21 protein-coding genes and 2 pseudogenes are annotated in these 23,631 nt (G+C 71.7%); 8 read left to right on the top strand and 15 right to left on the bottom strand.

Going from position 1 to position 23,631, the window contains the following annotated elements; translation table 11 throughout:
• Window positions 1-53 precede the first annotated feature (53 nt).
• The 6 genes from ENC19_RS26805 to kdd are packed head-to-tail and all read right to left on the bottom strand — an operon-like array spanning window position 54 to window position 6,731.
• Window positions 54-1,385, bottom strand: coding sequence for a glutamate mutase L (locus ENC19_RS26805; protein WP_164449845.1), 1,332 nt, complete (start codon window positions 1,383-1,385; stop codon window positions 54-56).
• On the bottom strand, window positions 1,382-1,774 hold the full coding sequence (gene kal, locus ENC19_RS26800) for a 3-aminobutyryl-CoA ammonia lyase (RefSeq protein WP_164449844.1): 393 nt from the start codon (window positions 1,772-1,774) through the stop codon (window positions 1,382-1,384). The genes ENC19_RS26805 and kal overlap by 4 nt, the downstream gene beginning before the upstream one ends.
• Window positions 1,771-2,526: a lysine 5,6-aminomutase subunit beta gene (gene kamE / locus ENC19_RS26795; protein WP_164449843.1), complete on the bottom strand. Its 756-nt coding sequence runs from the start codon at window positions 2,524-2,526 to the stop codon at window positions 1,771-1,773. Before kamE ends, kal begins: the two co-directional genes overlap by 4 nt.
• Window positions 2,523-4,100, bottom strand: coding sequence for a lysine 5,6-aminomutase subunit alpha (gene kamD / locus ENC19_RS26790; RefSeq protein WP_164449842.1), 1,578 nt, complete (start codon window positions 4,098-4,100; stop codon window positions 2,523-2,525). The genes kamE and kamD overlap by 4 nt, the downstream gene beginning before the upstream one ends.
• Window positions 4,097-5,665: an amidohydrolase gene (locus ENC19_RS26785; protein ID WP_164449841.1), complete on the bottom strand. Its 1,569-nt coding sequence runs from the start codon at window positions 5,663-5,665 to the stop codon at window positions 4,097-4,099. The genes kamD and ENC19_RS26785 overlap by 4 nt, the downstream gene beginning before the upstream one ends.
• Window positions 5,666-5,669: 4 nt before the next feature.
• Window positions 5,670-6,731 carry an L-erythro-3,5-diaminohexanoate dehydrogenase gene (kdd, locus tag ENC19_RS26780; protein WP_164449840.1) on the bottom strand — a complete coding sequence of 354 codons (1,062 nt, stop codon included), beginning with the start codon at window positions 6,729-6,731 and terminating at the stop codon, window positions 5,670-5,672.
• Window positions 6,732-6,873: 142 nt separating this feature from the next.
• On the opposite strand from kdd, the gene ENC19_RS26775 reads away from it, so the two are divergent.
• Window positions 6,874-8,280, top strand: a complete 1,407-nt coding sequence (locus ENC19_RS26775) for a KamA family radical SAM protein (RefSeq protein ID WP_164449839.1) — start codon at window positions 6,874-6,876, stop codon at window positions 8,278-8,280.
• An 88-nt stretch (window positions 8,281-8,368) separates the two neighbouring features.
• Here ENC19_RS26775 and ENC19_RS26770 read toward each other — a convergent pair whose 3' ends face one another.
• Entirely contained in the window at window positions 8,369-8,563 is a 195-nt protein-coding gene (locus tag ENC19_RS26770; RefSeq protein WP_164449838.1) for a CsbD family protein, read from the bottom strand.
• A gap of 325 nt (window positions 8,564-8,888) precedes the next feature.
• Between ENC19_RS26770 and ENC19_RS26765 the strand changes: the two genes are divergently transcribed.
• Window positions 8,889-9,503 carry a histidine phosphatase family protein gene (locus ENC19_RS26765; protein ID WP_164449837.1) on the top strand — a complete coding sequence of 205 codons (615 nt, stop codon included), beginning with the start codon at window positions 8,889-8,891 and terminating at the stop codon, window positions 9,501-9,503.
• Window positions 9,504-9,541: 38 nt separating this feature from the next.
• Here ENC19_RS26765 and ENC19_RS26760 read toward each other — a convergent pair whose 3' ends face one another.
• The 3 genes and pseudogenes from ENC19_RS26760 to ENC19_RS26750 form a co-directional block, all read right to left on the bottom strand.
• A complete protein-coding gene (locus ENC19_RS26760) occupies window positions 9,542-10,015 on the bottom strand; it encodes an Lrp/AsnC family transcriptional regulator (RefSeq protein WP_164449836.1) in 474 nt (157 codons plus the stop codon).
• Between the two features lie 86 nt (window positions 10,016-10,101).
• Window positions 10,102-11,244 (bottom strand): acyl-CoA dehydrogenase family protein, encoded by a 1,143-nt coding sequence (locus ENC19_RS26755; RefSeq protein WP_164449835.1) that lies wholly within the window; start codon window positions 11,242-11,244, stop codon window positions 10,102-10,104.
• A pseudogene (locus ENC19_RS26750) lies at window positions 11,241-12,356 on the bottom strand (M24 family metallopeptidase). Before ENC19_RS26750 ends, ENC19_RS26755 begins: the two are co-directional and overlap by 4 nt.
• Before the next feature lie 175 nt (window positions 12,357-12,531).
• On the opposite strand from ENC19_RS26750, the gene ENC19_RS26745 reads away from it, so the two are divergent.
• Window positions 12,532-12,759 (top strand): hypothetical protein, encoded by a 228-nt coding sequence (locus ENC19_RS26745; protein ID WP_164449834.1) that lies wholly within the window; start codon window positions 12,532-12,534, stop codon window positions 12,757-12,759.
• A 13-nt stretch (window positions 12,760-12,772) separates the two neighbouring features.
• Here the strand turns inward: ENC19_RS26745 and ENC19_RS26740 are convergent, their stop codons facing one another.
• Window positions 12,773-13,153, bottom strand: a complete 381-nt coding sequence (locus tag ENC19_RS26740) for a VOC family protein (protein ID WP_164449833.1) — start codon at window positions 13,151-13,153, stop codon at window positions 12,773-12,775.
• A 107-nt stretch (window positions 13,154-13,260) separates the two neighbouring features.
• Between ENC19_RS26740 and ENC19_RS26735 the strand changes: the two genes are divergently transcribed.
• Window positions 13,261-14,169, top strand: coding sequence for a 5'-3' exonuclease (locus ENC19_RS26735; RefSeq protein WP_164449917.1), 909 nt, complete (start codon window positions 13,261-13,263; stop codon window positions 14,167-14,169).
• A 16-nt stretch (window positions 14,170-14,185) separates the two neighbouring features.
• On the opposite strand, the gene ENC19_RS26730 is transcribed toward ENC19_RS26735, so the two are convergent.
• The 4 genes and pseudogenes from ENC19_RS26730 to ENC19_RS26715 all read right to left on the bottom strand — a co-directional run bounded on the left by ENC19_RS26730 (window position 14,186) and on the right by ENC19_RS26715 (window position 18,927).
• A complete protein-coding gene (locus tag ENC19_RS26730) occupies window positions 14,186-15,715 on the bottom strand; it encodes a cell wall anchor protein (RefSeq protein WP_164449832.1) in 1,530 nt (509 codons plus the stop codon).
• An 89-nt stretch (window positions 15,716-15,804) separates the two neighbouring features.
• On the bottom strand, window positions 15,805-16,629 hold the full coding sequence (locus tag ENC19_RS26725; protein WP_164449831.1) for a sugar phosphate isomerase/epimerase family protein: 825 nt from the start codon (window positions 16,627-16,629) through the stop codon (window positions 15,805-15,807).
• A pseudogene (locus tag ENC19_RS26720) lies at window positions 16,626-17,779 on the bottom strand (dihydrodipicolinate synthase family protein). Before ENC19_RS26720 ends, ENC19_RS26725 begins: the two are co-directional and overlap by 4 nt.
• Window positions 17,776-18,927 (bottom strand): Gfo/Idh/MocA family protein, encoded by a 1,152-nt coding sequence (locus tag ENC19_RS26715; RefSeq protein WP_164449830.1) that lies wholly within the window; start codon window positions 18,925-18,927, stop codon window positions 17,776-17,778. Before ENC19_RS26715 ends, ENC19_RS26720 begins: the two are co-directional and overlap by 4 nt.
• Window positions 18,928-19,108: 181 nt before the next feature.
• Between ENC19_RS26715 and ENC19_RS26710 the strand changes: the two genes are divergently transcribed.
• The 4 genes from ENC19_RS26710 (at window position 19,109) to ENC19_RS26695 (ending at window position 23,591) form a co-directional block, all read left to right on the top strand.
• Complete coding sequence (locus ENC19_RS26710) at window positions 19,109-19,948, top strand: class I SAM-dependent methyltransferase (RefSeq protein ID WP_164449829.1); 840 nt, start codon at window positions 19,109-19,111, stop codon at window positions 19,946-19,948.
• Between the two features lie 96 nt (window positions 19,949-20,044).
• The gene (locus ENC19_RS26705; protein WP_328824391.1) at window positions 20,045-21,163 is read left to right on the top strand and encodes a LacI family DNA-binding transcriptional regulator; all 1,119 of its coding nucleotides are present in this window, start codon (window positions 20,045-20,047) and stop codon (window positions 21,161-21,163) included.
• Window positions 21,164-21,171: 8 nt separating this feature from the next.
• Window positions 21,172-22,701, top strand: a complete 1,530-nt coding sequence (gene arfA, locus ENC19_RS26700; protein ID WP_164449828.1) for an arabinosylfuranosidase ArfA — start codon at window positions 21,172-21,174, stop codon at window positions 22,699-22,701.
• Between the two features lie 32 nt (window positions 22,702-22,733).
• Window positions 22,734-23,591: a phosphotransferase family protein gene (locus tag ENC19_RS26695; protein ID WP_208021031.1), complete on the top strand. Its 858-nt coding sequence runs from the start codon at window positions 22,734-22,736 to the stop codon at window positions 23,589-23,591.
• Window positions 23,592-23,631 lie beyond the last annotated feature (40 nt).

Raw genomic sequence — 23,631 nt, 5'->3', positions numbered from 1 at the left:
GAGGCGGCCACCACCTCGCCGACGCCCCCGGCCACAGCAACCATCCACCCCGGTCAACCGAGCAGCGACCCCAGCAGCCCCCGAGCCGCCACCTGATGCTCCTCGGCCAGCATCCCGGCCGCGGCCAGCACATAGTCGGTGTCCACCACCGGCCGGGCCGCCCTCGGCAACGCCCACCCACCGGCATGGTCGGTCAACACCGCGTCCAACACCCCGGCCGCGTCGTTGTCCGAGGCGTGCCGCAGCACCCCACCCGACCCGACAAGCAGCCGCACGTCCCGCAGATCCCGACCGGCCCGCTCACCGGTACCCACCCCACGGGCGTGGCGACGCAACGCCACCGTCGCCGCCAACGCCGCGATCCGCGCATCGACCACCCGACCGGCGGCGTCCGCCGGCAGGAACCCGGGATCGGCGGCCCGCACCGCAGCCTCGCCGGCCAACCCGTCGGCCTCGGTCACCGCGACCAGACGTTCCTCGACAGCCGCCCGCACCACCCCCGGCGCGCTCCACCGCACACCCAGATCCCCCTCGACCGTCCGCGCCCGCCACAGCTCACCGGCCACCTCCCGGCCCGGCCCACCGGCCCGCTCGTCCGGAGTGAGCACCGAGTACACGTCCGTGGTCGCGCCACCCACGTCCACGACCACCAAGTCACCGCCGGCCACGTCGGCGAGCACCTCCACCCCCGACAACACCGCGTCCGGCGTCGCCGCCCGCACCAGCCGGGTGAACCGGCCACCCCGCGACAACCCCTTACCACCGATCACGTGCCGCAGGAACACCTGCCGGATCGCCGACCGCGCCGACACCGGCGCCAACACCCCGATGCGGGGCAGCACATTGTCGGCCACCGTCACCGGCACCCCCGCCCCGGCCAACAGCCCGCGCAGGTCATCGCGGACGTCACCGTTGCCGGCGAGCACCACCGGCACCCGCCACCGGGCCCGCGCCAGCCGCGTCGCATTGTGCGTGAGCGTCTCCGCGTCCCCACCGTCGGTGCCACCGACCAGCAGCACCACGTCCGGACGGGCCGCCCGCAACGCCGCCAGCTCCGCCCGACCCAACCGACCCGCCGCCACGTGCACCACGTCCGCACCCGCCGACAGGCCGACCCGCCGACCCGCCTGCGCGGTCACCAGCGGCTCGTAACCGATCACCGCCAGCCGCAACCCACCACCCGCCGACGAACACACCAACCACGGCACCTCACCCGAGGTGAACCCAGCCGTCGCCGCACCCACCGCCGCGTCCAGGCCGTGCAGCACATCCGACCCCACAGTGGTCGGCGCCGCCGCCGCCGACACCAGCCCACCACCGTCGAGATCGACCACCGCCACCTTCGTGTACGTCGAACCGACGTCGGCGCAGACCGCGACGTTCACACCGCAGCGGGCACGACCACCGTGCCGGTCGCCGTCACCGCCACCAACGGCTCAGCCAACACCTCCGCCGCCGACCCGCCCCGATCCGGCCGACCCCGGCACACCACCCGGGCCTCGAAATCGATGGTGCGGCTGCGGGTACCCACCCGGGTCACCGTCGCCACCACCTCCACCACGTCACCGGCCCGCACCGGCGCCTTGAACTGCACATCCGAGTACGACGCGAACAACCCCTCGTCACCGTCGGTACGGATACACACCTCGGTGGCCACATCCCCGAACAGCCCCAACGCGTACGCCCCGTCGACGAGATCACCCGCATAGTGCGCGTGCGCGTACGGCACATACCGCCGATGCGTCACCGTCACACCCAACCGACGGTCAGTCATGCCACCCTCGCCCTCCTACCCGTGATCAACGCATGGACCAGATAGGACGCCACCTCACCCGGCGTCGTACCCCGACCGAAGATCCGATCCACCCCCAGCTCGGCGGCCTGCGACTCGTCGAACCGCGGCCCACCCACGATCAACAACGGTCGCCGGGCCGCCGGCAACGCCTCCCGGAACGCCGCCGACATCTCCCGCGTGTTGTGCAGATGCGCATCCCGCTGCGTCACCACCTGCGACACCAGCACCGCATCCGCCCGCGCCACCCGCGCCGCCTCCACCAACTCCGGCACACTCACCTGCGCACCCAGGTTCGTCACCGCCAACTCCCGGTAGTACTCCAGACCCTTCTCCCCCGCGATCCCCTTCACATTCAGGATCGCGTCGATGCCCACCGTGTGCGCGTCCGTACCGATACACGCACCCACCACCGACAACTTCCGCCGCAACCGCCGCTTGACAACCGCGTTGACCTCCTTCGCGCTCAGCAACGGAAAGTCCCGCTCCACCACCCGCACCGCCGACAGGTCCACCAGATGGTTCACCCGCCCGTACACCACGAAGAACGTGAACCCGTCACCGATCGGCTTCGCGTGCACCAGCAACGCCGGATCGATGCCCATCTTGTTCGCCAACTGCACCGCCGCACCCTCGGCCCGCTTGTCATGTGGCACCGGCAACGTGAACGACACCTGCACCATGCCGTCACCGGTGGTGTCCCCGTACGGCCGCACCACACCGCCGCCCGTCACGGCCGGGCCCCCTCGGGTCGCGGCTGCTCCAGGATCTCCGTGGCCGGGTTGTAGTAACCCACCTCGTGCCGCGCCACACCGTCCAGACCCTTACCCCGATCCGCCGGCCGCTTCATGATCCCGAACGTGCCCTCGGCGATCGCCGTCAACAACGACTGCTCACCGATGCGCTCCAACAACCCCACCGCCTCGGCCAGCACCCGGTTCGCCCGCTGCTGAATGAACCCACCCGGCGCCGGCACGAAATCCTCGTGCAACCCACCCGCCGCGCCGAGCACGTACCGCACGTTCTGCAGGGCGATGTCCCGATCCGACAACCACGGCGTCACCACCGCCTCCGTCATCATCCCCACCAGCAGGATCCCCTGCCCGGTCATCGTGCCCACCAGATTGAAGAACCCGTCCAGCAGATTCCCCCGGAACACGTCCCCCGTCATGTGCTTCGTCGGCGGCATCCACTTCAACGGCGCATCCGGAAACAACTCCCGCGCCAGCAACGCATGCGCCAACTCCAGGCGGAACGACTCCGGCACCTCAGGGTTGATCTCGAAAGCGTGCCCCAGCCCCAACTGCCAGTCCGCCAACCCCGCCTCATGCGCGAAGTACTCGTTGAGCAACTGCGACACCGTCACCGTGTGCGCCTCGTCCACCGCTTCCGCAGTGGTCAGATAGTTGTCCTCACCGGTGTTGATGATGATCCCCGCCCGCGCGTGCACCTGCCGCGAGAACCGCTGGTCGACGAACGTACGCACCGGATTGATGTCCCGGAACAAGATCCCGTACATCGAGTCGTTGAGCATCATGTCCAACCGCTCCAGGCCCGCGAGGGTCGCCATCTCCGGCATGCACAACCCCGACGCGTAGTTCGTCAGCCGCACATACCGCCCCAACTCCTTCGACGACACGTCCAACGCCGCCCGCATCAACCGGAAGTTCTCCTGCGTCGCATACGTGCCCGCGAACCCCTCCCGGGTAGCACCCTCCGGCACATAGTCCAGCAGCGACTGCCCCGTCGACCGGATCACCGCGATCACATCCGCGCCCGCCCGCGCCGCCGCCTGCGCCTGCGGAATGTCCTCGTAGATGTCCCCCGTCGCCACGATCAGATAGATCCACGGCCGCCGCGGCGGATCCCCGAACCGCCGCACCAGACGGTCCCGCTCCACACGACGCCGATCGACCCGCCGAATCCCCGCACCAACCGCCCGCCGAGCCGCCCGCCGAGCGGCGCTAGCCGCCCGGCCAGCCGGAACGGTGAACCGCACCGAACCGGCGGCAGCCTTCTTCGCCAGCAGCGTCACGTCACTGATCTGCTCGCGCACCAGCGCGTCGAACACCGGCAACGCCACCCCGTGACCCAGACCGACATCCGCCACCACCGCATCCACCAGCCGGTTCACCCACGGAATACCGTCCGGATCCGCACCGGTCACCCCGGCCAGCCGCAACACCGCCCGCTCCACCGACACCGTGGTGTGACCACGCGCCAACTCCACCACCGGCCGCCCGGCCCGCCGCGCCAACTCCCGCGCCCGCGCCACCAGCACCGGATCCAGGTCAAGCTTCCCCGTCACGCGGACCCTTCCTCATAGATCACCTCACCGCGCAGCACCGTGCGCCGACACACCGGCAACGGCGTCGGATCATCCGCACCACGCGCCTCCGGATCCTCCGCCTGCAACACCGGCAACCCCCGCTCCACCCCGGCCGGCGTGGACCACACCGCGAACGTCGCCGGCGCACCCAACGCCAGCACGCCCTCGCTGTCCAGATGCACCGCCCGCCAACCACCCCGGGTGTGCGCCGCGAACGCCGCCCGCACACTCATCCGCTGCACCGGATTGTGATGCGCCACCGCAGCCCGCACCGAACCCCACGGATCCAACGGCGTCACCGGCGAATCCGACCCGAACGCCAACGCCACCCCGACCCCGTGCATCGCACCCATCGGATTCGACGCCAACGACCGCGCCAACCCCAACCGCGTCTCGTACATCCGCCCCGCGCCACCCCACAACCGGTCGAACGCCGGCTGCATCGACGCCACCACCCCGTACTCCACGAACCCGGCGATCAACCGCCGATCCACGATCTCCGCGTGCTCCACCCGATGCCGCGCCGCCCGCAACCGATCCGTGCCCAACCGCCGCGCCGCCCCCGCGAAACCCTCAAGCACCGTCGACACGGCCGCGTCACCGATCGCATGGAACCCGCCCTGCATCCCGTGCGCCGCACAGTCCAACAAATGATCACGCACCTGGTCCGCGCTCAGATAACCGTGACCACACCCGTCACCATCGGCGTACGGCTGCGACAGGTGCGCCGTCCGCGAACCCAACGCGCCATCGGCGAACAGATCACCACCGGCACCGACCGCCCCCAGCTCCCGCGCCCGCGCCGCACCACCCAACTCACCCCAGTACCCGTACACCTCCGGCACCCCCGCACCGGAGATCGCCAACAGGCCGGTGAAATCCTCCTCGTCGGAGATCTCCGGCCCGCCACACTCGTGCACCGCCGCGATCCCCACCGACGCCGCGTACCCCAACGCCACCCGCTGCGCCGCCACCCGCTGCGCCCGCGTCACCGACGCCCGCGCCACCGCCCGCACCACATGGTGCGCGTCCCGACGCAGCCAACCCGACCCGTCGTAGCCCGGCGCGGCCGCCGCCTCGGGACACGCCGCCAGCAACGCCTCCGACACCAACGCCGAATGGATCGACGCCTGCGACAGGTACACCCGCCGACCGTCCGCCGCCCGATCCAACTGCGCCGCCGACGGCGGCTGCGCCACCGACCACGTCGACTCGTCCCACCCGTGCCCCAACACCACCGCGTCCACCGGCAGACCCGCCGCGTACGCCGACACCGCGTCCAACAGCTCACCGGCCGACCGCACCCCGGACAGATCCAGCCCGGACAACACCAACCCGGTGTCGCTGGCGTGCACGTGCGCGTCCACGAAAGCCGGCGTCACCAACGCACCGTCCAGCTCCACCACCCGATCGGCCGGCGGCGCGTCGGCATCCGAACCCAGCCACACGATCCGCCCGTCACGGACCAGCAACGCCGTCGCGGACGGATCCGCCGGGCAGTGCAGCACACCGGCGCGGTACAACGTCGAGGGGAAGTTCGTCATGGCCTCAGTCTGCCGCCAGCCGCGCCTCGAACAGCCCACGCACCCCCGGCTCGCCCCGCAACAACCCCAACGCCAACTCCGCGTGCCCCGGCACGTACCCGTTGCCGACAAGCATCGTCACGTCAGCAGCCAGACCCTCCGCACCCAACGCCGCCGCCGCGAAACTCGTCGCCATCGAGAAAAAGATCACCGTGCCGCCGTCCGCCGTCGCCAACACCGCGCCGTGCTCACAACCCGGCACATCCACGCACACCACCGTCACGTCCGCCGGCACCCCCAACGCCGAGGTCACCGCCGTCGACAGGGCCACCGGATCGCGGGCATCGGCCACCACCACCGCATCGGCCAGGCCCGCCGCCACCAGCGCGTCACGCTCCGCGACCACCGGCACCACGCCGACCGTACGGCCCGCACCCGCCCGCCGCGCCGCCGCCAGCGACAACGAACCACTCTTGCCCGCGCCGCCGACCACCGCCACCGTCACCGGCCGGGCGTCCGCCTCGGCCGCCCGCTCTGCCACATACCGGGACACCACCCGCGACGTCAACGCCGGCGCACCGCACACGTCCAGCACCGCCAGGGACAGTTGCGGGTCCAGGTCCTCCGGCAGCACCGCCGCGACCGATCGGGCGAACAGAATCGCCCACCCCGCACAGGGCACCTGCTCGCTCCGGCCGTCCCAGCCGGCCAACCCGTCGGTGACCACAAGCGGAGTCAACGTCAACGACACGAGCGTGGCCACCCGCTCGCCCGCCTTGAGCCCCAACGGTGAACGCCGACCCGCCTCCTCGACCGTGCCGATCAACATGCCGCCCGACCCCGTCACCGGGTTCTGCATCTTCCCCCGGGCGGAGATGATGTCGAGCACCTCGGCCCGGACCGCGGCACCGTCCCCGTCGTGCTTGACGGACAACTGCCGGAAACTCGCCGCGTCCAGGTTCAGCCGCTCCACCCGGATCCGCACCTCGTTCGGCGCGATCTCCGGACGCGTGTCGAGCCGCCAGGCGGCCTGTGGCAACACGCCCGCAGGCTCCACGACACGGTGCAGACCCACCGGTGACGTCACACCGACCTCCCCCTGTCCGGCCGCCTGAAGCCTCGCCTTGGACTCGCATGGCGGGAAAACTTACGGCAGAATAATTTCTCTACCGAAATTTTTCCAGTAGCCTTCGGGTCGCTGATCACCCAGGCAGACCAGAGGAGGGGCCGTGACCCAGACCCGACCGCCGGTGCAGACCATCCCGGCACCCCCGCCGGCCCCCACCACAACCCGCACCGGCCAGCCGTACGAATACCGCCGCAGCCCCCTCGTCGAACCCGACTGGACCCGCTTCCCCGGCTGGCGCGCGGTCACCCGCGACCAGTGGGAAAGCGCCCAGTGGCAACGCGTCAACTGCGTCAAGAACATCAAACAGCTGCGCACCGTGCTGGGTGACACCGTCGACGACACCTTCTACGCCGACCTCGAAGCCGACCAGCGCGCCCTGGCCACCATGTCCATGCTGGTGACCCCACAGATGATCAACACCATGGCGCCGTACGGCCCACCCACCACCGAGACGCTGCTCGCCGACCCCATCCGGCGCTACATGATCCCGGTCGCCTCCGACCGCCGCACCGACTGGCCGTCACACCCCTACGCCACCCGCGACTCACTGCACGAACACGACATGTGGGTCGCCGAAGGCCTCACCCACCGCTACCCCACCAAGGTCCTCGCCGAACTGCTCTCCACCTGCCCGCAGTACTGCGGGCACTGCACCCGCATGGACCTGGTCGGCAACTCCACCCCCACGGTGGACAAGCTCAAGCTCAGCCTCAAGCCCGTCGACCGCTACGACGCCCACATCAGCTACCTGAAGGCCCACCCCGGCGTACGGGACGTCGTCGTCTCCGGCGGCGACGTGGCGAACGTGCCCTGGCGCAACCTCGAGTCCTACCTGATGCGGCTGCTGGAGATCGAAACCATCCGCGACATCCGGCTCGCCACCAAGGCCCTGATGGGTCTGCCCCAGCACTGGCTGCAACCCGACGTCGTCGAGGGCCTGGAACGAGTCGCCCGCACCGCCGCCCGCCGCGGGGTCAACCTCGCCATCCACACCCACGTCAACCACGCCCAGTCGCTCACCCCGCTGGTCGCCAGGGCCGCCCAGACCGCCCTCGACATCGGCGTGCGCGACGTACGCAACCAGGGCGTCCTGATGCGCGGCGTCAACGCGACCAGCACCGACCTGCTCGACCTCTGCTTCGCACTCCAGGGCGAGGCAGGGATCCTGCCCTACTACTTCTACATGTGCGACATGATCCCCAACGCCGAGCACTGGCGGGTTCCGGTCTGGCACGCCCAGCAGCTCCAGCACGACATCATGGGCTACCTGCCCGGCTACGCCACCCCACGGATCGTCTGCGACGTGCCCTTCGTCGGTAAGCGCTGGGTACACATGGTCACCGAGTACGACCGGGAGCGCGGCATCTCCTACTGGACGAAGAACTACCGCACCTCCATCGAGTCCGCCGACCTGGAGGCGCTCAGCAAGCGCTACGCCTACTACGACCCGATCGACACCCTCCCCGAAGCCGGCCAGCAGTGGTGGCGCGTCCACCGCGACGACTGAGCCCGACCGGGCGGCGTCATCGCCGACCTGTGCCACACCGCGAAGCGGGCCACCGGATGATCCGGTGGCCCGCTTCCGTGCCGGGCGATCACTTCGTGAAGGCGTCCTTCGTGTTACGTCCGGCCTCCTTGACGTTCTCACCGGCCTGACGGGCCCGGGCATCGCTCTGCTGGCTGGCACCCTCGGCCCGCATGCGCTCGTTGTCGGTCATGTCGCCGATCCGCTCTCTGGCGGCACCGCTCAGTTCCTCGACCTTGTTCTTCGCCTTGTCGGTGAAGCTCATGTCGTCTCCCTGTCTGTTCGGCGGTAGAGCGGAGCGGACCGCTCCGCTCTTTCTCGAGTCCCCCCGTGCGGAGAGCTGAAACGGTCTGGTGTCTCGGTGGCGGATGGTACAACCGCTGAGGCATCCTAGGACACTAGGTGTATGGTGGAGCCTGGTTCGATGCGACGCGGGACGAAGTCACTGATTGTCGAGTGCGGTCCGTCCGATCCGTTCGCCGCCCGACATCGGACCCGGTGTCCTGGTTGACTGAGGACATGGGTGAGCGAATTCTCCGGATCGGCGCCGTCAGACCGCACCGCATCGCGCCGCACGGTGGTGCGACGGCATGAACGAGATCCTGCTCGTCCGGCACGGCGAAACCACCTGGAGCGCCAGCCGCCGCCACACCTCGTACACCGATCTCAACCTGACGCCCGACGGTGAGCGGCAGGCCCGCGCACTCGGACCGGCTCTCGCCGGACGACGGTTCGTCGCGGTGCTGACCAGCCCACGGATCCGGGCGCTGCGCACCGCGCAGCTGGCCGGGTTGCCCGTCACCGACTCCGACGACGACCTCGCCGAATGGCACTACGGTGACTACGAGGGCCGCACCACCGCGGAAATCCAGGACGAACGTCCCGGGTGGAGCGTCTGGACCGACGGATGCCCGGGCGGCGAGTCACCGAGCGAGGTCGGCGAACGCCTGGACCGACTGCTCGCCCGGCTGCACCCCCTGCTCGACCGAGGTCCCGTCGCCGTGGTCGGGCACGCGCACGCGCTCCGCGTGCTGGGTGCCCGGTGGATCGGGTTGCCCCCGTCGGCCGGTGGCTTGTTCCGGCTGGACACCGCCACCCTCAGCCTGCTCGGTCACGAACACGGCCGGCGGGTGCTCCTCCGCTGGAACCAGCCGCCTCCCCCACCGCTCGACCCACCCACGGCGCAGTCACCGGCCCGCCACTGACCATTCGCCGGGCCGGCGGTGACGGACCGCGGCGTCGATCAGCGGGACGGCTGCTGCCGCGCCGGATCCTGCCCTACCTTCGGTGGCCGATGTTCGTACGGGGTGGACAGCACTACAGTCGTGCGGGTGGTGACATTCGCCGACGTCCTGATCTCCTGGAGCACCCGCTCCAGGTCGACCGGCCCGGCCACCCGGACCAGCAGCAGGTAGAAGTCCTCCCCCGCCACCGAGTAGCAGGAGTCGATCTCCGGCAGATGCGCCAGCCGCTCCGGCGCGTCGTCCGGCTGCGACGGATCGAACGGCCGGATCGCCACGAACGCCGTCAGGGGCAGGTCCAGCGCCTCGAACGAGACCCGGGCGGCGTAACCCTTGATCACCCCGCGCTGCTCCAGCCGTCGTACCCGCTGATGCACCGCGGAGACCGACAGGCCGACCTTCTCCGCCAGATCCGTGTACGACAGTCGGCCGTCCGCGGTCAGCGCCACCACGATGGCGCGGTCGATCTCCTCCACGGCGTGCAACCTACCGGGTACGACCGGTCGACGCGACTGACAAGCCCGCCCGCCGTCGCGTTCGGCGGGCGGATGCTCGCGTACGGTCAGCCCTTCGCCAGTGCCCGGGAGATCACCAGCCGTTGAATCTGGTTGGTCCCCTCCACGATCTGCAACACCTTCGCCTCCCGCAGGTACCGCTCGACCGGATGATCGGCCACGTATCCCGCGCCGCCGAGCACCTGTACCGCGTCGATGGTCACCCGCATCGCCACGTCCGTGGCGAACAGCTTCGCCTTGGCCGCCTCGATCGAGTACGGCCGACCGGCGTCGCGGAGCCGGGCCGCGGACAGGGTCAACGCCCGGGCGGCGGAGATCTGGGTGGCGAGGTCGGCCAGGGTGAACCCGAGCCCCTGGAAGTCGATGATCGACCGGCCGAACTGCTCACGTTGCCGGGCGTAGTCCACCGCGTAGTCCAGCGCCGCCTGGGCCAGCCCGACCGCGCAGGCCGCGATGCCCAGGCGACCGGAGTCCAGGGCCGACATGGCGATGGTGAACCCCGCCCCGTCGCCGCCGATCAGCCGGTCGGCCGGCACCCGGGCCTCGTCGAAGACGACCTGCGCCACCGGAGACGAGCGCAGCCCCATGGTGCGCTCGGCGGCCTGCGGGTGCAGACCTGGTGTGGCGCGGTCGGCGAGCAGGCAGGAGATGCCCTTCGGGCCCGGGCCGCCGGTGCGGCAGAAGATGTTGTAGAAGTCGGCCACCTGGGCGTGGGTGATCCACGCCTTGGTGCCGGTGACCAGATAGCCGTCGCCGTCGCGCACCGCCCTGGTGGTCAGCGCCGCGGCGTCCGAACCACCCTGCGGCTCCGACAGGCAGTACGCCCCGAGCAACTCGCCGCCGATCATGTCGGGCAGCAGCTTGCGCTGCTCCTCGCTGCCGTAGGCGGCGACCGGGTAGCAGGACAGGGTGTGCACGCTCACCGCCTCGGCGACCGCGAGCCAGCGGCCGGCCAGGATCTCCAGCACCTGAAGATAGACCTCGTACGGCTGGGCGGCGCCGCCGTACTCCTCCGGGTACGGCAGGCCGAGCAGACCCGCCCGGCCCAGCGTGCGCAGCACCTCCCGGGGGAACTCGGCCCGCTGCTCGTGCTCGACCACCTTCGGCGCGAGTTCCCGGTCGGCCAGTTCGGTGGTCAACTCCAGCAGGTCACGAGCCTCGTCGGTGGGCAGGATCCGGTCGACAGTCATAGCGCGATGAGCTCCGTGGGGATGGTGTTGAGCCGTCGTACGCCGTCCGTCGTGCAGACGACGATGTCCTCGATCCGGGCGCCGTGCCGCCCGGCCAGGTAGATGCCCGGTTCGACGGAGAAGACCATTCCCGCCGCCAGGGCACGGTCGTTGCCGGCCACCACGTACGGCTCCTCGTGGCCGTCCAGACCGATGCCGTGGCCGGTGCGGTGCAGGAACGCATCGCCGTAACCGGCCGCGGTGATCGGCGCGCGGGCGGCGGCGTCGACGGCCGCGGCGCTCACCCCGGGCGGACCGCCGCCACGGCGGCGCGCTGCGCCTCGTGCAGCACCGCGTAGTAGTCGACGAACTCGGCCGGTGCCGGCCCACCGCTGACATAGGTACGGGTGCAGTCGGAGCGGTAGCCCGAGGCCATGGTGCCGCCGATGTCCACCACGACCGGCTCGCCCACGCCGATCGGCCGGTCGGCGGTGCCGTGATGCGGGCTGGCGGCGTTGGGGCCGGCCGCCACGATGACGAAGTCGACGGTGGCGTGGCCGGCTGCCCTGATCGCGGCGGCGATGTCGGCGGCCACCTCCACCTCGGTCCGTCCCGGTCGTAGCCACTGCCCCATCCGGGCGTGCACCGTGTCGATCGCCGCGCCGGCCTCGGCGAGCGCCGCCACCTCCGCGGCCGACTTGTGGACGCGCAGCCTGCGCAGGACCGTCGAGGCGAGCCGCTGCCGGGCGTCGGGCAGCAGCGCACGCAGTGCCAGCACCTGCTCGGCCCACATCCGGTCGGCCAGCCCCACCGCGCCGACCGGCCCGCCGAGCGCGGCGGTCACCAGTGGGTACGGGTCCGTGCCGTCGGGGTGGTCGACGATGCGTACCCCGGTGGCCGGCGCCGGCGACGCCTCGGCCGCCGGCCGTTCCAGGGTCGGCACGATCAGCGTCGGCTCCGCCCTCGGCGGGCAGCACCAGCAGGGTCAGCCGCTCACCGGCGTGGGCGTCGTAGCCGGTCAGGTAGCGCAGGTCGGAGCCGGGGCTGAGCAACAGCGCGTCCAACCCGGCGGCGGCCACGGCACGCTGCGCGGCGGCCAGCCGCCCCGACGGATACAGCTCCTCGAACCCCACACCACTAGCTTAACGGTCGTTTGGGCCAGCCGGCGCCCACGGTGCCGGACCGCCACGACGCACCGGTCAGGAATCAAGAAGCACCGACCAGCGGGACGTCACTAGCTTGACCAGGGTGGATATCCGGCCGGGCAGCCGCTCGGGCCGGTGCGGAGAGGCACCCGGGAGGTTCGTGATGAGTGGGAGCAACTGGATCCGGCAGGCCCATCGGTGGCTGGCGATCGCGTTCACGGTGACCGTCGTCGTCACCTTCGTCGCGCTCGCGCAGGAGAATCCGGTCGAGTGGATCGCCTACCTGCCGCTGCTGCCGTTGGCCCTGCTGATGATCACCGGCCTGTACCTGTTCGTGCTGCCGTACGTCGTCAGGCGGCGTCGCGGGCCGGGTACGGCCGGTGCGCGCTGACGGCACGACCGGCTCACTCCACCAGCCAGAGACAGAACGGGTGGCCGTCCGGGTCCAGGCAGACCCGGACGTCCTCCTGCGGCTGAAAAGCGGCGAGCGTCGCCCCGCAGGCCAGCGCGTGCTCCAGCGCCGCCGGCAGGTCCCGCACCCCGATCTCCAGGTGCATCATCATCTGCTGCCGGCCGGGCTGCGCCGGCCAGCTCGGCCGCACGTACGCGCGTTCCCGCTGAAAGGACAGCCCGACCCCGCCGTCGGCGGCACGCAGGATCACGTCGTCGGCCTCCTCGACCGCGATGTCCCAGCCGAGCAACCGCGCGTAGAAGCGGGCCAGCGCCGCCGGGTCGGGGGTGTCGAGGTTCACCGTGGTCAGCGTCAGCCGGGTCGGTACGGTCATCGGGCCCTCCCTCGTCGCGCCGGCGGAACGCACCGCCGACCTGCCGTACGTCGTGAACGTCGGTGTGGTGTGCCAGGCTGTCGGGCGTGACAGCGCAGACCCCGATCATGCTCATCGACGCGCCCAGTCTCTACTTCCGGGCGTACTTCGGCATCCCCGAGTCCGCCGCGAAGACCGCCGACGGCCAGCCGGTGAACGCGGTGCGCGGGTTCCTGGACATGCTCGCCCACCTGGTCCGCACCCGCCGGCCGGGGCGGATGGTGTGCGCGATGGACCACGACTGGCGGCCCGACTGGCGGGTCGCGCTGCTGCCGTCGTACAAGGCGCACCGGGTGGCTCCGGAGGGGGGCGAGGTGGTGCCGGACACCCTCTCCCCGCAGGTGCCGATGATCCTGGAGGTGCTCGACGCGCTGGGGGTGACCGTGGTCGGCGCGACCGGCTACGAGGCCGACGACGTGCTGGGCACCCTCTCGGTCAGCGAGCCCGGTCCGGTGGAGGTGGTCTCCGGTGACCGGGATCTGTTCCAGCTGATCGACGACGCCCGGGGCGTGCGACTGCTCTACGTCGGGCGGGGGGTGGCCAAGCTGGAGGACTGCGACGACGCCGCCGTGCGCGCCCGCTACGGGGTGCCGGCCGACCGGTACGCCGAGTTCGCCGCGCTGCGCGGCGACCCGTCCGACGGGCTGCCGGGGGTGGCCGGCGTCGGCGAGAAGACCGCAGCCCGGCTGGTCGACAGGTACGGCGACATCGCCGGCATCCTCGCCGCCCTGGACGACCCGGCCGCCGGTTTCGCACCCGGGCTGCGCACCAAGCTCGTCGCGGCCCGGGACTACCTGGCGGTGGCGCCCAAGGTGGTCCGGGTCGCCCTGGACGTGCCGCTGCCACCGCTGTCCACCGAGCTGCCGGTGTCGCCGGCCGACCCGCAACGGTTGCTCGACCTGGCCGAGCGGTGGAACCTCGCCGGCTCGACCCGGCGCCTGGTCGACGCGCTCGCCACCCGCACCGCGACGAGCTGACCCGTTCCGGGCCGGCTCAGACGGTGAAGCGGAGCCGGCCGCGCCGGGCCAGCAGGTAGCCGAGGGCACCGGCGGCGATCAGCGCCAGACCGATGCCGACGAGCAGGCCGGTCGAGGCACCGGTGATCGGCAGCGAGCCGCCGCCTCCGCCGCTGCCGGAGAGCCGCACCTGGATCTTCGCGGTGTCGTTGGCGGGGTCCAGGTCCTTGACGGGGCCGGCGCCGTCGAAGGTGTGCAGCCGGACCGTGCCGCCCTTGCCATCGGCCCGGTCGATCCGCAGGTCGAACTCGAAGCTCAGCCGCTCACCGCGGCTGATCGTGCCGCGCGCCAGACACACGTAGACCCGCGCGCCCGGCTTGCCGGGCTGCCACTCGTCCGCGTCCCGGTCGACACAGGACTGCGGGGCGGTGACCGCGGTGACGTTTGTCGGCAGGGTCACGATGGTCTCGACGTTGAGCCCCCGCTGGCCGTTGGGTCCGGCACTGGCCGGGCCGTTGTTGAGGTACCCGACCCGCATCTCGACCGTGTCGCCGACCGCACCCGTGACGGTGGCCCCCTCGGCGGCCACGTCGCCACGCTGGTCGCCGTCGACGGTCAGCGTGATCCTGGTTTCGTTGTCGAGGGTGTCGGTGTCGGTCTGGCCGAGCGCGCGGGCCTGCGTACCGCCGACCGGCACCAGCGTCAGCGCCTCGTCGGTGCCCTTCGGCCCGAGCGGCCCGGTCGTGGGCGACTGGGAACGGAACTCCGCCCAGTCGGCCGGGGTGAACCAGACCGCGTAGCTGTGGTGCAGGTTCGGCGCCCAACTGTCGGCCGGAACCGTGCCGCCGAACGTCGGATCCACCCGGAGCGCCGCACCGGGCTCCAGCGAGTTGTCGAACGTGCAGGCGAAGGTGCTGCTGTCCAGGTCCGGGTCGCTGTACTCGCAGTTTTCGTACCGCTTCGACGGGGTGAACCCGTAGGAGCCGGACAGGTACAGCACCATCCCGTGCGCGGTCTTCGTGCCCCGGTTCCGCACCGTCAGCGGCACGTCCACCCGGCCGCCCAGGCTGCTGTCGAGGGTGAGCGTCCGCTCGGTGGCCAGGTCGACGCCCTCGCCGACGGCGACCGTGGACCGGTAGGTGCCGGTGGTTCCGTCCGGTGCGGTGACGGTGAACAGCAGTTCCCCCTGCTGGCCCGGCTGCGCGCCGGCAGCCGCCGTCACGGCCAGGCTGAGCAGTTCCGAACCCCAGTCGCCGTCGATGGTCAGCTCGCAGGTGACGACCGCGCCCGCCACCGTGCAGACGCCCGGCTCGTCGCCGGGCTCGACATCGGCGAACGCCATGACGTCGCGGCGGTCCACCCGCACGGTGTAGGTGCCGACCTGCTGATCGCCGAGCAGCCGGAGCGAGGCCCACTTCTGCGGGCCGTCGGTGGCGACGACGACGTTGTTGACGTACGCCACCGGCTTCGCGGCCGGCTCGGCGGCGGCCGGCGCACCGGCGGCCACGGTGGCGAGCACGACGACGGCCACGCCGGCGAACCACCGACGAACAACACGAGTCTGCATGGCGGGTCCCTCGAGAACGGTGATACCGCGGGAGCTGAGCCGGGTAAGACTCTCATGGATGCCGTGCTCGTCGGTAGCCGCGCCGCGGCTCAGGTCACCTCGCGCAGGTAGCCGTCGATGGCGGCGGCCAGGATCTGCTCGCCGGGACGCGCCCAGACCTCGGCGTTGAAGACCTCCACCTCGATCGCGCCGGTGTAGCCGGCCGCGTCGACCGCCTCGCGCAGCCGGCGCAGCTCGATGCAGCCGTCGCCGGGCAGCGCCCGGCCGAGCAGCACCCCCTCCGGCAGCGGGGTTATCCAGTCGCAGACCTGGAACGCGGCGATCCACTCCCCCGCGCGGGCGATCTGGTCGTGCACGGTGTCGTCCCACCACACGTGGTACGCGTCCACCACCACACCGACCACGCCCGGGTCGAACCGCTCGGCGATGTCCAGCGCCTGACCGAGGGTGGCGATGACGCACCGGTCGGCGGCGAACATCGGGTGCAGCGGTTCGATGGCCAGCCTCACCCCGGCGGCGTCGGCGTGCGGAGCGAGTTCGGCGATCGCGTCGGCGACCCGGGCGCGGGCGCCGTCGATGTCCCGGCTGCCGGCGGGCAGGCCACCGGAGACCAGGACCAGCACCGGGGCGCCGAGCGTGGCCGCCTCGTCGATGGCTTGTAGGTTCTGCTCCCGCCAGTCGTCGGCGGTGAAGAACCCACCCCGGCACAGGGTGGTGACCGTCAGCCCGGCGTCGCGGACCAGCTTCGCGGTACGGCCGAGACCGTACTCGATCACCGGCTCCCGCCACAGGCCGATGCCCGGCACCCCGGCGGCGGCACACCCGGCGACCACATCGGGTAGCGGCCAGTGCTGGGCGGTGGCCTGGTTGAACGAGAACCGGCGCAGGGCCGCCCTGCCCGCCGGGCCGGTCACTGGGTCACCCCGGCCACGGTGAAGAAGGCCCGGGCGCGGGCGGCGGCCAGCTCGGCGTCGGGCAGCAGGCCGGCGGCGTCGGCGAGGGTGAGCAGGGTGCCCAGGTGCTCGGGTGTCCGGCCGGACTGCAACCCGCCGACCATCGTGAAGTGCTCCTGGTGCCCGGCGAGCCAGGCGAGGAAGACGATGCCGGTCTTGTAGTACCAGGTGGGTACGGCGAACAGGTGCCGGGCCAGCGGCACGGTCGGGGCGAAGATCTCGTCGTACCGGTTCAGGTCACCGTCGTCGAGGGCGGCGAGCGCGGCCGACGCGGCGGGCGCGATGGCGGCGAAGACCCCGAGCAGCGCGTCGGAGTGGCCGGCCCCGTCGCCCCGGATCAGTTCCGGGTAGTGGAAGTCGTCGCCGGTGTAGAGGCGTACCCCCGCGGGCAGCCGGCGGCGCAACGCCACCTCGCGCCCGGCGTCGAGCAGCGACACCTTGATGCCGTCCACCCGGCAGGCGTGGGCCTTGAGCAGCTCGACGACGGTGTCGGCCGCCAGGTCCAGGTCGTTGGTGCCCCAGTAGCCGGACAGGGCCGGGTCGAACATCGGACCGAGCCAGTGCAGCACCACCGGCTCGTCGGCGGCGTGCAGCAGCTTGTCGTACACCCGCAGGTAGTCCTCGGGGCCACGGGCGGCGGCGGCCAGGTGCCGACTGCACATCAGCACCGGCACCGCCCCCGCGTCGCGCACGTCGTCGAGCTGCTCCCGGTAGGCGGCGGTGACCTCGGCGAGCGTCGCCGGGCCGGGCGGCAACTGGTCCGTGGCGGCCCCGGCGACGATCCGGCCACCGACGGACCGCGCCTCGGCCGCGCTGCGCCGGATCAGCTCCCGGGTCGCCGGGTAGTCCAGACCCATGCCGCGCTGCGCGGTGTCCATCGCCTCGGCCACCCCAGGCCGTAGGACCACAGGTGGCGGCGGAAGGCGAGGGTACGGTCCCAGTCCAGGACCGCCGGGGCGCCCGGGGTGTTGTCGCCGGCCGGGTCGGCCACCACGTGCGCGGCGGCGTACGCGACGCGGCAGGTCGGCGGGCCGTCGGGGTGGGGATGCCCGGTGCCGCCGGAAAGCCGCAGGCGACGGCCGCCGGGCAGGGTCACCTCGGTGCCGCTCACAGGCTCAGCTCCGGCACCTCGACGCGGCGTCCCTCGCGGGCCGACAGCAGGCCAAGCTCGGCCAGCTGCACGCCACGGGCGCCGGCCAGGAAGTCCCACGGGAACGGCTCGCCGGTGGCCACGTGCCGCAGGAACGCCTCCCACTGCACCTTGAAGCCGTTGTCGAAGTCCTCGTTGTCCGGCACCTCCGTCCACTGCGAACGGAAGTCCTCGGTGGCGGGCAGGTCCGGGTTCCAGACCGGCTTGGGGGTGACCGCCCGGTGTTGCACCCGGCAACGCCGCAGCCCGGCGACCGCACTGCCCTCGGTGCCGTCGACCTGGAACTCGACAAGCTCGTCGCGGTGCACCCGGACGCACCAGGACGAGTTGAGCTGGGCGATGACGCCGCCGTCCAGCTCGAAGATGCCGTAGGCGGCGTCGTCGGCGGTGGCCTCGTAGGGCCGCCCGGCCTCGTCGACCCGACGTGGGATGTGCGTGGCGATGGTGGCGGAGACGGCGCGTACCTCACCGAACAGTTCCGCGAGCACGTAGTGCCAGTGCGGGAACATGTCCACCACGATGCCACCGCCGTCGGCGGCCCGGTAGTTCCACGAGGGCCGTTGGGCGGGTTGCCAGTCGCCCTCGAAGACCCAGTAGCCGAACTCGCCGCGTACCGAGAGCACCCGGCCGAAGAAGCCACCGTCGAGCAGCCGCTTGAGCTTGCGCAGCCCCGGCAGGAAGAGCTTGTCCTGCACCACGCCGGTGCGTACGCCGGCCGCCCGGGCGGCACGCGCCAGGTCCAGGGCGGCGGCGGTGTCCTCGGCGAGGGGCTTCTCGGTGTAGATGTGCTTGCCGGCGTCGATGGCCTGCCGGATCGCCTTCTCCCGCTGCTGGGTCACCTGAGCATCGAAGTAGACCTGGGTGTCGTCGCGGGCCAGGGCGGCGGTCAGGTCGGTGGTCCAGTCGTCCAGGCCGTGTCGTTCAGCGATCTCGCGCAGCTTGGCCTCGCTGCGGCCGACGAGGACCAGATGCGGCCAGACGGTGGTGCCGTCGGCCAGCGGCACCCCACCGGCGGACCGGATGGCCAGCAGGGAGCGCACCAGATGCTGCCGGTATCCCATCCGGCCGGTGACGCCGTTCACGATGATGCCGATCGACCTGCGGGTCATGGGGGTCCTTCCGTCGTACGCGCTCGGACCGGGTAAGGTAAGCGCTTTCCCGCCCAGATTAGGCCGCACCTCCGAAGCCAGGCAAGGGCTTACCTGACGATGGTGCGTCCGGCCTCGGCGGCCGATGGCGGGCCGAACAAAGCGCTGGCCACCTCACCACCGCAACGAGGACCATCAGTGGATGGATCGCCAGTCCGACGAGATCGTCGCGTACTACACCGACCGGTACCGCGAGGACCTGCGGCTCGCCGCACGGCCGCAGGCCCGGCTGGAGCGGACCCGCACGCTGGAACTGCTACGCGAGTACCTGCCCGCACCACCCGCCCGGATCCTGGACGTCGGCGGAGGAACCGGCGAGTACGCCCGGGCCCTCGTCGCCCTCGGCTACCGGGTACGCCTGCTCGACCTGGTGCCCGCGCACGTCACCCAGGCCCGCGCCGGCCACCCCACCGTCGACGCGGCCGTCGCCGACGCTCGCGCGCTGCCCGAGCCCGACGACGGCTACGACGCCACCCTGCTGCTCGGGCCGCTCTACCACCTGCCCCGGCGGGCCGACCGGTGCCGGGCCCTGGCCGAGGCGGTCCGGGTCACGCGACCCGGCGGTCGCGTCCTCGCCGCCGCGATCTCACGATTCGCCGGGCCGCTGGACTTCGCCGCCACCGGTCGACTCGACGACCGGATGGTCGAGGAAGCCGCGGTGCTGCTCACCGACGGCCGGAACGACGCGCGTCTCGGTTTCACCCACGCCTACTTCCACCGGGTCGAGGAACTGCTCGACGAATGCCGGACCGCCGGTCTGGTCGACCTGGTCGTCGACGGTATCGAGGGGCCGGCCTGGATCGCCGCCGAGGCGGCCGCCCACGGGCCGATGGCGGAGACCGTGTTCACCGCCGCGTTGCGGCTCGCCCGCGTCTACCGACGGGAGCCCGCCCTGGTCACGGCGAGTGCCCATCTGCTCGCCCGGGGCACCGTCGGCGATCCGTCGGACATCGGGCGGGACCGGCCGGACCTGCGGGCTTGACCTGCGCTAACCACGCCCCGATGCAGGCCCCCGCCCTGGGGTACGGTGTCGCTGGTCGCCGCTACAGCGGCCGGCGCGACGCGTGAGGGGGCGGGTGTGGCGACGCTGTCCGATGTGGCCCGACGGGCCGGTGTCTCACCCGCCACCGCCTCGCGCGTGATCAACGGCAGCAGCAAGCCGGTCACCGAGGAGCTGCGCGAACGGGTGCTGCGCGCCGTCGCCGAGTTGCAGTACGTCCCCAACGCCCACGCCCAACTGCTGGCCCGGTCGCATCGCGGCGCCGTCGGGGTGATCGTGCACGACGTCTCCGACCCGTACTTCTCCGAGATCACCCGGGGCCTGCAACGGGTCGCCACCGACCAGGGCCGACTGTTGATGATCTGCAACAGCTACCGTGACCCGGAGCGGGAACTGGAGTACGTCGAGCTGCTGCGGGGCCAGCAGGTCGCCGCCATCATCCTGGCCGGCTCCGGGTACCACGACGCCGACTTCACCCGGCTGCTCAACGGCAAGCTCGCCGCGTACGAGGCTACCGGCGGGCGGGTCGCGGTGATCGGCCGTCACGAACACTCCGGTGACGCGGTGATGCCGGACAACCGGGGCGGCGGCGAACTCCTCGGTCGGGAACTGTGCCGCCTCGGCCACGAACGCATCGGTGTGGTGGCCGGCCCCCGGGTGCTGACCACCATCACCGACCGGCTCGCCGGGTTGCGCGCGGCACTCGCCGACCACGGCCGGGAGCTGCCGGAACACCGCATCCGGTACGCCGACTTCGACCGCGACGGCGGCGCCGGGGCCACCGCCGAGCTGCTCGACGCCGAGCCCGGGCTGACCGCGATCGCGGCGCTCAACGACTCGATGGCCATCGGCGCGTTGGCGCTGCTGCGCGCCCGCGCGGTGCCGGTGCCGCAGCAGGTGAGCGTGTTCGGCTTCGACGACATGCCGGTGGCCCGGGACGTCACCCCGGCGCTGACCACGGTCCGCCTGCCACTCGTCGAGATGGGCGCCCGGGCGATGGCCCTGGCCTCGACCCGGGAGCCGCGAATCCCCGGATCGAGTCGCTCGCGGCCGAACTGGTCCGTCGGGACAGCGCCGGCCCCGCCCCGGGGTGAGGCGGCGGGCCGCTGGCCGACGGTGGGCACCGCGCGACGCCGACGACCTGCCGAGGGCTCGTCCGCCGGCACCGAAAACGTTATCGTAGGTGATCATCGGTAAGGAGTCTCATGCCCCGCGCGCACCTCACCATCAACCCGGCGTTCACCATCGGGCCGGTCCGTCGACGACTCTTCGGCGGTTTCGTCGAACATCTCGGCCGGCACATCTACGACGGGATCCACGAGCCCGGGCATCCGAGCGCCGGACCGGACGGGTTCCGGCGTGACGTCGTCGAGCTGGTCAAGGAGCTGGGTGTCAGCACGGTCCGGTACCCGGGCGGCAACTTCGTCTCCGGCTACAACTGGGAGGACGGGGTCGGGCCGGTGGCCGAGCGACCGCGTCGGCTCGACCTCGCCTGGCACTCCACCGAGACCAACCAGGTCGGCCTGCACGAGTTCCAACACTGGCTCGACCTGGTCGGCAGCGAGCTGATGTTGGCCGTGAACCTCGGCACCCGCGGCCCGAAGGAGGCCGTCGAGCTGCTGGAGTACACGAACCTGCCGGCCGGCACCGCCCGTGCCGAGCAACGGGCCGCCAACGGCCGGGAGAAGCCGTTCGGCATCGCCATGTGGTGCCTCGGCAACGAGATGGACGGTCCCTGGCAGCTCGGCCACCGCGACGCCACCGACTACGGCAAGCTCGCGTCGATGACGGCCAAGGCGATGCGCCAGGTGGATCAGAACCTGGAGCTGGTCGCCTGCGGCTCGTCCGGCCGGGGCATGCCGACCTTCGGTGAGTGGGAACGCGTCGTGCTGAACCACGCCTACGACGACGTCGACTACATCTCCTGCCACGCGTACTACCAGGAACACGACGGAGACCTCGCGAGCTTCCTCGCCTCCGGGGTCGACATGGACACCTACATCGAGTCGGTGGTCGCCACCGTCGATCACGTACGCACGGTCAAACGCTCGTCCAAGCGGGTGGATCTCGCGTTCGACGAGTGGAACATCTGGTACATGAGCCGGTGGCAGGAGAAGGCGCGCACCTTCACCATCGACGAGTGGCCGGTCGCACCACGCCTGCTGGAGGACCGCTACACCGTCGCGGACGCCGTCGTCCTCGGCGGTCTGCTGATCTCCCTGCTCAACCACGCCGACCGGGTCACCTCGGCGAACCTCGCGCAGCTCGTGAACGTGATCGCCCCGATCATGACCGAGCCCGGCGGCCCGGCCTGGCGGCAGACGACGTTCTTCCCGTTCTCGGTGACCTCGCACGCCGCCCGGGGTGACGCGCTGCGGGTCCTGGCCGACGCCGACGAGACGACCACCGCGACCTTCGGCTCGGTGCCGGTGGTGGCCGCCGCGGCGACAAGCGACGGCACCGGGCTGTCGGTGTTCCTGCAGAATCGGCACCTCACCGAGGCGACGACGGTGACGATCGACCTGCGCGCGTTCCAGCCGACCGGTGCGGTCTCGGCCCAGGGCATCTGGGACACCGACGTGCGCGCCGCCAACGACCTGCGCGACCCGCACCGGGTCGGGCTGCGCAACAACGACACCGCGCGGCTCTCCGACGGTCTGCTCACCGTCGAGCTGCCGCCCGTGTCGTGGACCGCGCTGACGGTCCCGCAGGCAACCGGGTCCGGCGGGTCCTGACCGTACCCACGGTCGGCTCGTATCCTCTCGTGGTGACCTCGGCGCTCGGGAACCTCACCCGCCAGCAGCAGACGCTGCTGGCGCGGTGGCTTCCCGGGACGAGCGTCGAGGCCGAGCACAGCTGGGGCTTGGTGGCCACCACCGTCCTCGAGGTGACCTGCGCGGGTGCGCGATTCATCGTCAAGGCCGGCGGCGACGACGACCACGGCATCCGGCGCGAACTGGACGCCCATGCCAACTGGTTGCGGCCCTGGACCGATCGGGGCCGCGCGCCGGCCCTGGTGCACGGCGACGTGGACGCGAAACTGCTCGTCACCCGCTACCTGCCCGGTCAGTTGGTGCTCGGCAGCGAGCACGCCGACGATCCTCGCCTCTACCGGCAGGCCGGCGAGTTGCTGGCGCTGCTGCACGCCCAGTTCGTCGTCACCGACGACGACCACGAGCGACGCGAGAACGAGAAGGCCCTGGCCTGGCTGCGCCGACCACATCGGATCGCCGCGCACACCGTGCGGCGGCTGCGGGCCGAAATCACCTCCTGGCCGACCCCGTCGGCGTCCCTGGTGCCCACCCACGGCGACTGGCAGCCCCGGAACTGGCTGGTCCACGAAGGCGTGCTCAGTGTGATCGATTTCGGTCGCGCCGCCCTGCGTCCCGCGTACACGGACTTCGGTCGGCTGGCCGCCCGGGACTTCCGGCGCGATCCGAGGCTCGAGGCAGCCTTCCTCGACGGTTATGGGACCGATCCCCGTGAGCCGGACGCGTGGCACCGGAACCGGGTCCGCGAGGCGATCGGCACCGCGGCCTGGGCGTACCGGGTGGGCGACGAGGCGTTCGAGGCGCAGGGCCATCGCATGATCGCCGGAGCGCTCCGCGACGTCGACGTCCCGTAAGGACGCCACCGTCGGCCGCAAGCCACACCATGAGCGCCGT

Origin of the sequence: Verrucosispora sioxanthis (assembly GCF_010560025.1) — a bacterium.
Taxonomy (GTDB): Bacteria; Actinomycetota; Actinomycetes; order Mycobacteriales; family Micromonosporaceae; genus Micromonospora; species Micromonospora palythoicola.
The sequence above is the reverse complement of the archived record's forward strand: the minus strand, read 5'-3'. Positions and strand labels throughout refer to the sequence as shown.

Bases quoted from the DNA above. Each gene is read 5' to 3' on its own strand.
- ENC19_RS26710 (WP_164449829.1), top strand. From the start codon at position 19,109: ATGGATCGCCAGTCCGACGAGATCGTCGCGTACTACACCGACCGGTAC.
- ENC19_RS26730 (WP_164449832.1), bottom strand. From the start codon at position 15,715: ATGCAGACTCGTGTTGTTCGTCGGTGGTTCGCCGGCGTGGCCGTCGTC.
- kal (WP_164449844.1), bottom strand. From the start codon at position 1,774: ATGACTGACCGTCGGTTGGGTGTGACGGTGACGCATCGGCGGTATGTG.
- ENC19_RS26740 (WP_164449833.1), bottom strand. From the start codon at position 13,153: ATGACCGTACCGACCCGGCTGACGCTGACCACGGTGAACCTCGACACC.
- arfA (WP_164449828.1), top strand. From the start codon at position 21,172: ATGCCCCGCGCGCACCTCACCATCAACCCGGCGTTCACCATCGGGCCG.
- ENC19_RS26770 (WP_164449838.1), bottom strand. From the start codon at position 8,563: ATGAGCTTCACCGACAAGGCGAAGAACAAGGTCGAGGAACTGAGCGGT.
- ENC19_RS26755 (WP_164449835.1), bottom strand. From the start codon at position 11,244: ATGACTGTCGACCGGATCCTGCCCACCGACGAGGCTCGTGACCTGCTG.
- ENC19_RS26745 (WP_164449834.1), top strand. From the start codon at position 12,532: ATGAGTGGGAGCAACTGGATCCGGCAGGCCCATCGGTGGCTGGCGATC.
- ENC19_RS26765 (WP_164449837.1), top strand. From the start codon at position 8,889: ATGAACGAGATCCTGCTCGTCCGGCACGGCGAAACCACCTGGAGCGCC.
- ENC19_RS26715 (WP_164449830.1), bottom strand. From the start codon at position 18,927: ATGACCCGCAGGTCGATCGGCATCATCGTGAACGGCGTCACCGGCCGG.
- ENC19_RS26785 (WP_164449841.1), bottom strand. From the start codon at position 5,665: ATGACGAACTTCCCCTCGACGTTGTACCGCGCCGGTGTGCTGCACTGC.
- ENC19_RS26735 (WP_164449917.1), top strand. From the start codon at position 13,261: ATGCTCATCGACGCGCCCAGTCTCTACTTCCGGGCGTACTTCGGCATC.